Origin of the sequence: Xenorhabdus budapestensis (assembly GCF_017743015.1) — a bacterium.
In the GTDB taxonomy this organism is placed as follows: Bacteria; Pseudomonadota; Gammaproteobacteria; order Enterobacterales; family Enterobacteriaceae; genus Xenorhabdus; species Xenorhabdus budapestensis.
Genome location: NZ_CP072455.1, coordinates 2,277,711 through 2,291,853, shown reverse-complemented (window position 1 = coordinate 2,291,853; position 14,143 = coordinate 2,277,711). Strand labels below are relative to the sequence as shown.

At 41.4% G+C, this 14,143-nt stretch carries 4 protein-coding genes; 1 reads left to right on the top strand and 3 read right to left on the bottom strand.

The features are described 5' to 3' along the window. Positions 1–349 precede the first annotated feature (349 nt). Positions 350–1,948 (top strand): phenylalanine ammonia-lyase StlA, encoded by a 1,599-nt coding sequence (gene stlA / locus HGO23_RS10050; RefSeq protein ID WP_209026526.1) that lies wholly within the window; start codon positions 350–352, stop codon positions 1,946–1,948. A 345-nt stretch (positions 1,949–2,293) separates the two neighbouring features. Here stlA and HGO23_RS10045 read toward each other — a convergent pair whose 3' ends face one another. The 3 genes from HGO23_RS10045 to HGO23_RS10035 all read right to left on the bottom strand — a co-directional run bounded on the left by HGO23_RS10045 (position 2,294) and on the right by HGO23_RS10035 (position 14,093). After that, the gene (locus HGO23_RS10045; protein WP_209026525.1) at positions 2,294–3,457 is read right to left on the bottom strand and encodes an FAD-dependent monooxygenase; all 1,164 of its coding nucleotides are present in this window, start codon (positions 3,455–3,457) and stop codon (positions 2,294–2,296) included. 23 nt (positions 3,458–3,480) lie between these two features. Continuing rightward, complete coding sequence (locus tag HGO23_RS10040) at positions 3,481–10,647, bottom strand: amino acid adenylation domain-containing protein (protein ID WP_209026524.1); 7,167 nt, start codon at positions 10,645–10,647, stop codon at positions 3,481–3,483. 308 nt (positions 10,648–10,955) lie between these two features. Then, entirely contained in the window at positions 10,956–14,093 is a 3,138-nt protein-coding gene (locus tag HGO23_RS10035) for an RHS repeat protein (protein WP_209026523.1), read from the bottom strand. Positions 14,094–14,143: the final 50 nt, after the last annotated feature.

Here is a 14,143-nt window from a genome sequence, read left to right as displayed (position 1 = left end):
CCACAATCCATCTCTCTGTCTTATCGATTATTAATCGCTATTTATTGTCAAGACTATAATATCTCTGGGAGACCCGCAATGGATAACCTATTAGATGAATAGCCCAATGAAGAGTGATAAGGCTTCCTTTTACTATTCTCATAAATAGAATCGCAGATTAAAAATAATTAAACCCTAAGTTATTTTATAACCGTTGAAGCCATTTATTTTTTTACCTCAAAATACTGGTAATTTTCATCTTTTCAAGTTGATGTGTCAGATTGAGTTGTGACTGATACACCTGTTCCATGATTGCACTTTTTATACGAAACCACGTATTATTACATTCTTATTTTATATGGAGATGAAAATGAACACTAAAGATATTCAGCCAACCATCATTATTAATGAAAATGGCTTTATCTCTCTGGAAGAAATCTATCAGATTGCGACAAAACAGAAAAAAGTAGAAATATCAAAAGGTGTCATAAATATTTTAAACCGTGGTCGTAAAAAATTAGAGGATAAATTAAATTCAGGAGAAGTAATATATGGAATTAATACAGGATTTGGAGGGAATGCCAATTTAGTTGTGCCGTTTGAGAAGATCTCAGAACATCAGAAAAATCTGTTAACTTTTCTTTCTGTTGGCACTGGGGACTATATGTCCAAAACTTGTATTAGAGCTTCACAATTTACTGTGTTACTTTCTGTTTGTAAAGGTTGGTCTGCAACCAGACCAATTGTCGCTCAAACGATAGCCAATCATCTTAATCATGATATTGTACCCCTGGTTCCCCGGTATGGCTCAGTGGGTGCAAGCGGTGATTTAATTCCTTTATCTTATATTGCACGTGCATTATGTGGTATTGGTCAGGTTAATTATATGGGAGAAGAAATTAGCGCTGCTGAAGCAATTAAACGTGCAGGATTGACGCCGTTATCCTTGCAAGCAAAAGAAGGGCTCGCTCTTATCAATGGCACCCGGGTGATGTCAGGTATCGGTTCACTTACAATTATTAAACTGGAAAAACTCTTAAAAGCGACAATATCTGTTATTGCATTGGCTGTTGAAGCATTATTCGCATCTCATGAACATTATGATGCCAGAATTCAACAGGTAAAAAATCATCCGGGACAAAAAGCAGTAGCCAGTACATTGCGTAATTTATTAGAAGGTTCGACACAGATCAATTTATTAGCGGGAATTAAAGAACAAGCGAATAAGGCTTGTCGTCACCAGGAAATCACCCGGTTAAATGATACCTTACAAGAAGTCTATTCAATTCGTTGTGCACCGCAAATATTAGGCATAGTTCCGGAATCTTTAGCTACAGCTCGAAAAATATTGGAGCGAGAAGTTATTTCTGTGAATGATAATCCTTTGATTGATCCAGAAAATGGTGATGTCTTACATGGTGGAAATTTTATGGGGCAATATATTGCACGGACTATGGATGCACTAAAGTTGGATATCGCTTTAATTGCCAATCATCTTCACGCAATTGTGGCACTGATGATGGATAGCCGTTTCTCTCGCGGATTACCGAATTCACTTAGTCCAACTCCCGGCATGTATCAAGGTTTTAAAGGTGTCCAAATTTCACAAACAGCCCTAGTTGCTGCAATCCGCCATGATTGTGCTGCATCTAGTATACATACTTTAGCAACAGAGCAGTACAATCAAGATATTGTGAGCTTGGGTTTGCATGCTGCGCAAGATGTTCTGGAAATGGAACAAAAATTACGTAATATTGTTGCAATGACAATACTGGTCGTTTGTCAGGCAATTTATCTCCGTGACAATATTAGTAAACTTGCACCTGAAACAGCTAAATTTTACCAGGCAGTGCGCGAAATCAGCCCTCCCCTGGAGATCGATCGTGCATTGGATAATGATATAATCCGGATTGCAGATGCAATTATTAATGATCAACTTCCTCTACCAGAAATCATCCTTGACGAATAAAACTACTGAAACTCTTCAATGATCTTCCGGCTAATTTAAATGGCCGTAACGACCTGAAATTGCCCGCTCCAACCTTGGCATTGCGTAGTCCCCTGCTAGGTTTATGTACTTTCAACTTAGCTAGTGACAGTGTAACATCAGTCGGTTGAAGAACACCGCCCGGACTATTGTGTTACGGGCTTTGCTGAATATGTTGATAACAAACTAAAAGTGGACAGCATATGTACTCTGGGTTCGACCGGAAGTTTTGATGGGGTTATCGGGCGGAGCAGGAGAACTGCCCCCTACACCACCCGATAACCCCCACACTAATACAGGTAAAAGTGTCACACAGTTTTTTATGTTCTAAAAATCTTCCATAGGAAAATTTAATGAGTGTTCTATACTTTTTTTGAGATTTTTCGTTGGCACAAACCGTAAGGACAGATCTCTTTTCAAACAATGAAAAATACGATCCTCTTGCTCAGTTTCACTCAGCATTCTTGATGTATTAACTAACATTTCAGCCCTTGGAATACGAATTTTTTCGTATTGACGCAGAGCAAAAATTGGATCTGACTGCTGCCTGAATACATGCCCTAAAACAACAGCGTCTTCGATAGCCATACCCGCACCTTGACCAAGGCTTGTCAACATAGGGTGAGCCGCATCTCCTAACAGCGTAATTCTGCCTTTCCCCCAGAGGGGTGAAAAAGGCCTATCTTGTGCAGAGACAGAAATGATATTTTCAGATGGAGTTTGTAAGATAATATCAGAAACAATCGCTGGCCACCCCTTATAATAAGACGAGATGTCTCTATTATTTCCTTTCCACTCACAGAGCTGCTCAGTAGGCATATTTGCAGTTCCCCACCAATATACTTCACCCCCACCTATATCGATCAAACCTATTCGTTTTCCTGCTCCCCAATAATGACCAACGTAACCAGGTGTTATCTGCGGATGTTGATAACGAGTAATCGCCAACCAACAGATATAATCAGCTGGACGAACTGGCTTATTCCCTTGGATATAGTCACGAACAAAAGAGTAGATCCCATCAGCACCAATGAGCAAATCTCCATGTGCTTTTCTGCCATCAGCAAAACGGACAGAAATACCGTCATCCCTCTCGGAAATTTCGGTGACCTTAGCGCCGACATGGATAATATTCTGATCAAGTTGCTGTAGCAGAGCTTCCTGCAATGCTTTACGTGATATACAAACACTATCGAACCCATTAGAAGACGAGATTTCAGGTATTGGTAATTTGCGTATCAGACGATCTCGGGTATTCCTAATTTCAAAACACTTAATGGGAGCACCAAAGTGCTCCAATTTCAGATTAATACCAATAGAGGATAAAGCAGCAACAGCATTAGACATTACAGACAAACCTGAACCTGCTGTACGTAAAGTTGGAGCCTGTTCATAAACTTCAACAACATAGCCAATTCGCCGTAACACTATAGCAGCCGTTATCCCACCAATTCCTGCTCCGATTACAATCACTTTTAATTGACGATTCATACTTCCTCCGAAACCAATAAGGCTTATTTTGTAGGGGATAACGTCTTCATTTCTCGAAGGATTGCTTGTGCTACTTCCTCTACATAAGGCTCTTCCATCATTTCCAAATGATCACCCGACACATCAATAACATTGATACGTCCCGTTGTCTTACTCTCCCAGCCATTTTTAGGATCACGATACGCACTTCTTACCGCATCATGCATAGAACGTAACACTTCAGGTAATGGACGCGTTGCATGTAATAACGTTATATTGATATCTGCCTTATAAGCAGCATAATCTGTAGCCGCTTTCCAATTGGTCTGATACACGTCAAATAATCTTTGTACTAAGGCCCGGGAACTGCCTTGTGGAATGACTCCTGTGGCAATTGCATGCTCTGTGATGTATTCAAATCGTTCCTGCAAAGAAATTATATGCTCCGGTACAATCTGCTCAGGGAGAGTCGCGCCTTCATTAATCCATAATAATTCCCAGAAAAACCATCGTAACAGTGCTTCCTCATTCACTTTTTCCTGAGACTCCGTGTTAAGAGCAACCGTATCTAAGACGAAAAGATTTGCGACTTTTTCTCCATGCTCTTTCAATTGACGTGCCATCTCGAATGCGACAAATCCGCCATAAGACCAACCTCCGATTGAATATGGGCCATGTGGCTGGATTTGACGTATGGATTCCAGATAATTTGCCGCTTGTTCTTGTATACTGACCAATGGTTTAGATCCTGCGTCCACGCCGTAAGCCTGTAACGCATAGAAAGGCTGATCCTTGGGGAAATACTTCACTAACCGTAAGTAAGACAATACATTGCCCCCCATTGGATGGACAAAAAACAATGGCCGTTTATGACCCTCAGTACGCATGGGAACAAGAGGACTGAATTTTGGATAGCCTCCTTTTTCTCTGATATATACAGCTAACTGTGCGACAGTTGGGTTACTAATAAAAAGGGACAAAGGAATGCTGACACCGAAATGTTTATCTACCAGAACGACCATTCTCATGGCTGTCAATGATGTACCACCGTTATCAAACAAGTTTTGATGGATAGATAAGCTGGGTATTTTCAATAAGTCTGCCGCCAGATCGCACAATACTTGCTCATAGTTGTCTCGCGGAGCAATATCTTCTACATCATTATGCCCATGTATGATCCGCATATTACGTAATGCCGCATCATCACGTTTCCCACCAGGAGTCTTAGGCAGTGATTCTAACCACTCTATTTTGGAAGGGAGCATGTGTTTAGGAAACATTTCAGACAAATGTTGTTGTACACGCACTGTAAATGCTTCGTTTTTTTCTCCAATCAGGAATGCGACCAGAAAACCATCATTTTCACCGTGTTGTTGAACGACAACAGCAACGTCTTTCAGTACTTTATCAGCATCAGGTGTACTCAATACCGCTAATTCTATTTCCGCCAGCTCAATACGATAACCACGAACTTTAACCTGAGTATCCTTGCGGCCTAAATAGAGAATATTGCCATCCTTAAGCTTCACACCCAGATCACCGGTACGATACAGTGGCTCATCACCGTCTTTGAGCATAATAAAGCGTTCTGCGGTTAGTTCTGGCTGACGGTAATAACCTAGCGCGACTGGTAAACCACGTGCGTAAATTTCACCTTGCTCACCAGAAGCGATTTCTTCTAATTGACTGTTAAGGAGTACGATATCTGAATTGGTGATACCTTTACCAATAGGGGGAAGCTCAGGGAAGGACTTTGGAGCTCCCTCCATCGTAAATGCAGTGATGACATGCGTTTCCGTTGGGCCATATTGGTTCTCAAGAATACCGTTATTTATTTGACCAACAAACAGACGAATATCTTCTGTGACCCGAAGTTGTTCACCGGATGAGATAACCACTTTCAGGTTTTTTGGGTAAGTGTCCAGTGCGACTGCTGTTTCAGCCAATTGTTGCAGTGCAACATAAGGCAGGTAAATTCTTTCTGTCTGGTACTTATTGATAATATGCAGTAACTGCAAAGGATCACGCCGTTCATCTTCACTAATAAGGTGTAACTCACCACCAGAAGTCAGTGTAGAGAAGATTTCCTGAAATGAAACATCAAAACTCAACGGTGCATACTGTAAGGTAGAACGAATACTCTTACCAGTATGCGTTTCATTCTGCCAGACAATCAAATTCGACAGACTGCGATGTGGCATTGCCACGCCTTTGGGTTTACCCGTTGAACCTGAGGTAAACAGTAAATAAGCTAGCTGCTCAGGGGCTATTTCTCTATTCGGTACATGTGTATTGCCGTTTATCAACATGTCTGCCCTTATGGTCGGGACTGTCACCATGTTGAGTAATGTATCGGATTTATCATCAACAATAGCCAGTATCGGCTGAGCCTGTTCCACCATTGCTGCAATACGCTGAGCTGGATAACTCAGATCCAATGGTAAGCAGACTCCGCCTGCTCTCATTACACCAATCAGTGATGCAACGAGTGTCGGAGAACGTTCAAGAACAATAGCAATCGGTGTATTTTGAACAACGCTCTTAGAAATCAGTTCAGAAGCAATTTTACCGGACTCTGACCAGAGTTTTTCATAACTCCATTGCATGCCATGATAACGAATTGCTATTGCATCAGGTTGCTCCCCTACATTCTTCTTAATCATGTCCAATGTTGATATGAATTTTGAGGATGGTATTACCTTGCTTCTTTGTGTGAGTGGCTGGCTCAGGGTTGCTGGCTGATCACCATGACTGACCATTCTGTTCAATATGGTCATATAAGTGTCCATATAAGTGTCAGCCTGCACTTGTGAGAAAACATTGCCGTCAAAATCACATCGTAAATAATGTTGGCCTGTGATGAAGTCAGTCATGACATTGAACAGTATTTCAAAGTTAGTTTCTTCCCACGGATCAAACCCGATGAGGGATAAATCAGGGCCACTAAATATTTCCGTTAATATGTGGAATCGAATGTAATTAAACGCGGAACTTATTTTTGCACCTTCACCGGCTACTTGCTGGATAGCATTAAGTGGATATTTACGGTATGGGGCATGACGCTGTTCAGCACTAAATACAGAGTGGATACACTCTTTCCATGTTTTGTTCGATACAGAGAAACGTACAGGGAGTGTATTAAGAAACAAGCCCAGCGTTTGCTCTGAATTCTGTGCATCTGGTCTTCCATGAGTGACTAATCCAGTCGCAATTTCATCCTGAGCGGTAACTTTGGTCACAGTTAAACAATGTGCAGCAAAGAATACCGATTTAATTGAAACGTGTTCATGCTGTACTAAGATCTCCAGCTTTTTTTCAATTTCTTTTGGAATAATTGCTTTTTTTGAAAAAATTCGATTTTTTGGCAAACTTTCATACAATCGGTAGCTGGGAAATTGGGTTCGGGGAAGTCGATTAAACATGTTTTTCCAAAACACTCGATGTTCCTGATCTTGTAATGCACGGAGTTCATCTTGTATATACAAAGCAGGTGATGGAAGTACATCCGTTTCAAAAAAATATATTCCCTCATTCAAGTAACGAAAAAAGAGTTCACGTATTAAATTTGCCACACTGCCACCATCTAAAAGGGCATGATGGAAACTGATCACCATCTCTATAGTGTCTGCGGTCTTGAATAAACTGATGTGATATAACGGCGCACGATCAAATTGGTAGTCTTGACGACTGCTTTTCTCCATGTGCTCTTTGATAATTTGTTCAGACTCAGCCAATGTCAATAAGCTGAGATCCTGAATCCCTATGGCATTATCAAGATCGATACTGTGATTGATGATTTGCAAAGGTTCGCTGAAATCGGCCAGGTTAAAGTGTGAACGAAGAGCAGGATGACGTTGGATAGTCTCTGCTGCACTTTTACGAAAGATTTCAGGTTCCCACTTTCCTTTCAGAGTATAGCGGAAAACATCTTTATAAGTGGTAAGGCTTTTACTCTGCTGGCTATGATATATCAGGCCAAGTTGGAGCTGAGTGACAGGGAATGCGTCCTCATATTGAGAAAGTGCTGCCCGCTCTTTTTCTTTGATCAGCGCGAAAGGAGATAATTCAACGGCACTTTGAATTTTACGGTCGGGGTCAATTTGTTGGCTCAACTCGGCTATCGTCAAATACTGTGATAATTCAGAAAGAGTTACATTTATTCCCGCCTTTTCAGCATCAGAACGTACTTTCAACATTAATATTGAGTCACCGCCTAATGTGTAAAAATTATCCTGTACACTTAGTTTTTCAATCTTTAATACCCGTTTCCAAATCTCTGCTAGTTGATATTCTGTTTCTGTTTGAGCATCATCATGGTTACTCAAAACTTCTGTTTCCGCCAATGCGCCAAGCGCTCCACGATCGATTTTACCGTTTGGTGTAAGAGGAATGTAAGGAACCCGGAAAAATTTCAGAGGAACCATGAAATCAGGTAAAAATTCCAGTAAAGTTTTACGCAGTTTTTCAGAAGTAAAATTCGGGTTATTTGTTACATCATTATTAGTTATTACATAATATGCGCAAAGGTAAGCATCATCATTACTGTTTTTTTGTGGTAAAACTTGCGCCTGACTAATTCCCTGAATATGCTCAAGTGTGTTTTGTACCTCTCCCAACTCAATACGATTACCTCTGATTTTTACCTGATTATCAATTCTTCCCAAATATTCGATGCTACCGTCAGATAACCACCTTGCTAAATCTCCTGTGCGATACCAGCGCTCACCTCCATCCAAAATGAATTTTTCGTCAGTTAATTTTGGTTTATTGTGATAACCACGAGCCAATCCAACACCACTAATCTGTAACTCACCAGCGATACCTATTGATTGTCGAGTACCATGCTGAGACATAATTCTCAGTGAAATGTTGTTGATTGGAAAACCAATGGGTACTCGCTTGATCACTTTATTATTTTCAGGAATAAACTCGAAATACGATACATCAATGGTTGCCTCTGTTGGGCCATAGAGATTGACCAAAGCCGGTGCATTGAAACCAAAAGAGGAAAAGATCTTACGGAACTGATTAACCCGTGTAGAAGGTAACGCTTCACCGCTGGTGAATACACGGCGCAGACTGGTTAATTTCCACACTAACTCAGGTTCGGCTTCCAAAATATCTAAGAAAGGCTGGAGCATAGAGGGGACAAAGTGCAATGTCGTCACATTATGTGTACTGATCGCTTTTATGATCTCTAAGGGATCTTTGTGAGCACCCGGTGGTAATAAGTGAACAGATGCCCCAGAAATCGACCACCAAAATAACTCCCAGACAGAAACATCAAATGAAATCGGTGTCTTTTGTAGTATCACATCAGTATTATCCAACGGATAACGTTCCTGCATCCATTCAATCCGGTTTACCACTGAATAATGATTAATCATCACACCTTTAGGTTGCCCAGTGGAGCCTGATGTATAAATCATATATGCCAGAGAATCCGCTGTAGATAAATTGGGTTGCTTCACATTCTCCTGAACTGAAATGTGATTTCCGTCAATGACAATATAAGCTTGAGCAATTAAAGACGGATTAAGTTTGTCGGAGATGATGACCGTGACGCCACTGTCCTTCAACATATAATCAATCCGCTCCTGCGGATAGTTGGGATCTACAGGCAAATAGGCAGCGCCTGCTTTTAATACCGCAAAGATAGCGGTTAACATATCCGTACTGCGATCCATTAAGATGGCAACGATATCTCCTTTCCTCACCCCCTCTTTCAGTAAAACCGTCACCATATTGTCGATACGGGTCTGGAACTGAGTATAAGTAAGTGCAGGCTGATCGCCAGAATTTGCGATAGCGACGGATTCCCCGTGTAATGAAACCTGATTATCAAATAATGTTGATAAAGTTTCTTGCTGCGAGAATTCTACGATTGGCCCTTGCTCAAAAAGCGCCAATTGAGCCATTTCTTCTGCCGAAGAGAGACTTACTTGTGAAACAGTTTGTGTGGGTAATGCAATCAATTGTTTGGTAATACGCTCTAAGGAAGCTGTAAATGTTTCGAATGGATAATCCTCATCGAAAACATCTGCCGCGCCGGTGATATCAACAGCGACCTCACTATTATCCCCATAGGTATGTACGTGGATCCCGATAGCATCATTTTCATGAGCTGTAACCGCCGCATAGATATCTTCGTTTTTATAGGTATCACGGGAAGTCGCTGTTATAGGTGAGTAGTTATAAGATACAGTGACATCAAACCCTTGACGCTTTGTCGTCCCCATAGACTTAAGCAAACGCCCAAGAGGAATATGCTCAAACGTTTTTAGTTTTGTGATTTCTGTTTTAATACGAGCCGCTAACTCAATAAGGGTATCCTCTGCGTTGACCTCAATAGCCAATGGCAGTGTATTAGCCCATTGACCTGCAATATTAAGTTGATTAATACGGCGGTTGAGCAACGGGATACCTATTACTAGCTGGGTGTTATTATGTACTCGTGACAATAAAATAGTCACCGCAGACATAATGACTTGGTAGGGATTCATTCCTTGAGAAATAGATTTCTCAACATCAATCTTATCCAGTATATATCGATACTGTATGAAGCGAGATAAATGAGTTTTCTTTCTCCGATTAAAAAAAACGGACTCGTGGCGTTGTGTAAGCACAACCAATTCTGTTATTTGCTGTTCTATTTCTGGTTTTGACAGAATTGTTTCTTGTTCAATGATTGCTGAGATATATTGCTCAGAATTGAGAGACAAACCTCTCGGATTAATTTCTTCATTATTTTGATAGTAATCAGCAATTTTTTTTGCTAAGTGGTTTATTCCCCAACCATCACAAACAATATGATGGGCCCGAAGAAAAATAGCTATGCCGCCATTTTTCAGATTTCGTAACAAAGCGATCTCAAGGAGTGATTTATCATCCAGATTAAAAACTCGTTCTGACCATTTTTTGAAGAGGGCAGCAACATCTTCACCTTCTGCATCAATTATCTCTGCTTGATTATCGGTAATATTTTGTATCTGCTGACTTAACACACCCTCTTGTTCAATGATGCGCAATCGGCATGTCACATCATGGCTAAGGACGTTATTAACTGAATAAAAAAGTTTTTCAAGGTTAATATTTTCTTTTAATATTCTTGCGATGGATATTGTGAATTGACTACTTTCTGGATTACGTTGAGATTCATAGTAGATTTCTTTTTGATACTGAGTAAGAGGTACAACTGGTAATGTGTTCATAGCTACTGACAATATAATTTAGAAAGTTATATTTTATTAATTACATTCTCCTCGGCACAATGCCTATTAGTTTATATTGCATTATATTTTCTCTTAATGGTTTAATAAAACTCGGTTGATAGTTCGCATATCGTGCAGAAATCGATCCATCAGTCGCCTGCTGATGTGCTTCCGTTACGGTATGAAATCTTGGTTATTACTTTGTCCAGAGCTATAATTTACAGCTCTGGATCTTAATAATATGTATTCTCCACTCAATAAAAGCACTATTCACTGATCAACAAGGCCAATTCAGCCTCCTATCCAGTTCAGGCAAAACTTTCCTGATTCTGGTTTCTGGACCAGCTAAACCATCCCCATACATTTTCCAGAGTTCCACTTAACCATCCTGCATCACCATCAGCAGGTAATGTTTCCTCTATATTTCTAAATGCCTCAAAGTTATTAGTATCTTCTGTTCTCACATGCAGGAAGGTTTTTCCATGTGCATAAATAGCGGTACTGGAATTTTCGACTAAAGACGCAGACGAAATATCTACATTAGTTGCAACTTCAGCTACAGTCTCAGTCGCACGTGCAGCCAAGCTGCGAAGACCAAGCGCTTTAGCTAATTTGCGTCCTGCTAATGCGCCTTCTATCGCTGCTGTCGCAGCAACGTCACCAACCCCTTCCAGCGTTTTCTGAGATTCAGACACCTGAGAACCCATTGCAGCCGCGCTTGCGGCAATACCTGATTTAACCAAGTCATCGTTTAAAACAGCGGAAACTGTGCCGGATGCAATGCCTACCTCAACACCAGCTACGCTTCTGTATTCACCTGTCCGTCCCTGCCGTTTTAAAACGGGATCATTCATGCTTGTCACACCATGAGCAACAGCCGCGCTACCAACACTTCCACCAGCCATAAAATTACCTGTCGCAGTAGACAAATGCGCTGCCGTGCGCCCTCGAAATAATTTGGCGTAAACCTTAGATAAAGAGCGTGAAATAGGGCCAGCAAAAACACCAATAGCTCCGGCAATCGCCCCGCCTGCGGCAACCACACCAACAGCAACAGGTATCGCCAGCCCTGCGCTTGACACAACACCCGCAATGGCAACCGCGACACCGACACCAACACTTACACCTCTGAATCCACGGATAATATTCCTCTTCTGCTGCTCTGTTTTTGCTTTACTAAGCGCATAATTAAGCAGTTTTTTATATGCTTTCTTATATACGAACTTTACGGCAGGCCCCGCAATTTTTTTAACCGCACCTACAGGACTGAAATCAAAAGAAAAGTCAAAATCAAACAGTGATGTTAAGGATAATGATGGCCAGGAAAACGACGGTCCGGAGAAGCTTGGCAAAGAAAATCCATTGTTGAATAATCCACCGATCAACGTAATGACGTTGCTCATCAATGATGCCCCTCCATCACTATCTGTACCATTGACAGGGTTATTGTGCACCATACTGAACATATTCAATCCATCAATAATGCCACCGGGATCTGCACTGAGCCAACGTCCCGCCCACGGCTGATAATATCGCAGGCCATAATAATAAAGCCCGGTTGCATCTCTTTCTTTTCCTGAATATCTGTGAAACTTATAAGCTGCTTCAGTCTGGTTTCGTACAGTCCAGATTGACGTTCCACCATAAGGATAATATTCCTCTTGACTGATAACTTTCCCAAATTCATCAACTTCCATCGCACTACTGCCGGTAAAGTTACTATAGGAATAACGTAACTGGTCACCTTTAATTTCAGCTGGCTGACCTGATACCCAGTGAAGTAGCCTGACGTGGCCCACAGTTATAATATGTAGCTCTTCGTTAAGTGTATTTCCCCTGAACATCGTTCTTAATTCCAGTCCAGGAAGATAGACTGTTCGCGCTTTACGTTGGGTATTGCCGTTCAGATGTTGACTGACTTTAACCAGCCGCTGGCTGTCTTCATTATAGCGATACCATTCTTCATCCATCTCCGTGTCGCGACTAACCGGAGTTACTCGAGATAACTCTCCGCGTTGGTTATACCCAAGCTTCTGACCTGGCAATAATGAAGTTTGATGTCCACCAGCATCAAACCAAGTATCTACTTGCACCGGATCAGTGGTAAACGTGCTCAGTACAGCACGATTGTTACGAGAAGAAACTGTCAGAGATGTTACATGGTTATTGCCACTACCCGATGCATTATGTTGGATTTGTGTAAGATTGTTTCCACGATCATAAGTGTAGTGACGGATGTAATTGGTATACACATCATCACCATTGGATACCGAAATCAGTGGTGATGGAAGAGAACTTATTGAGCCAGAAAGAGCCGACATCTCCCGGCCGGTGGCACTAATCAGTTGGTAAAACGAGTCATAGGTATATTGACTTTCGGGGGAAATTTTCTGGTTACGCCAGTACCGTACAGCCTGTGCATGATCGTAAACACTGACAACATTTCCTACCGGATCATATTTATAATGAAAATTCTGTAAAATTGCGGCTCCGGATAGATGATTGGATGGCCGTTCAACCCGACTTTCAGACAACCGCTGAGTTTTCTGTTCATACAGATTTGTCGTTAAGATCCCATTACCATCCTTTTGGGTTAGTATCTGTCCTGCGGCAGAATAGGTCAGAGATGAAATTATATTTTTTTCTTCTCCCTGTGCAGGAGTTAACCAATTACTTTTTAACTGGCCTGCACGGTCGTATTCATAGCGCTGCTGATTGCCCATAGCATCAGTTTGTGTCAGTAGCGCGCCAGTGACATCCGTCGTCATATAAGTGGTAAAACTATTCTCGGAAACATTCCCGGAAAATGAGGTATTCCAATCATTGGGTGTATTTCCCTGCCAATCAGCTTCTATATCATCTGGCAATAGCTGACGGGTTATTCTTAGGGGACTTCCCAATAAAGATACGCTCTGACATTCTTCACGGCCTGCCGTATCGTAGCGCGATACACAGGTTCCAACCAGATTATATGCTTTTTCTTGTTCACTATTTCCTGACCAAACAAAACGTTCGATAACACTGAGTTCTTGATCTGGTGCTTGTTCAGTAATACTCAGCAAGCGTCCTGCCAGATGATTTTCCTCATATAAATATCGCCGTTTCACTCCCATTGCATCAACACTGATAACAGGCCGTCCTGCAATATCATTTAATGCCGCAGCAACGCCATCATCGGCACCTTCTGTTCGGAGAGCTATACCGCTCAAACTTTGTATACTGGCCCTGTCTGGTTTTATGCTGTTATCTCTTTGCCATAAATCATATTGACGTGGTGAAAAAATCCGCTCCGGAAAGCCAGCCAGCGTATATTGACTAAAAGAAATGCGTTCATCAGTTAGATCCACAGTATCCGGATGTCGGTAATACTGAACCGTTCTGACGTTTAAACCACGGTTATCCATAACTACAACGGACGGGGTTTTTGAATATAGTGTCTGTGACATTCGATGACTCCTGAAAAATGTTTCCCGATATGTCGGTGGCTAGAACATTT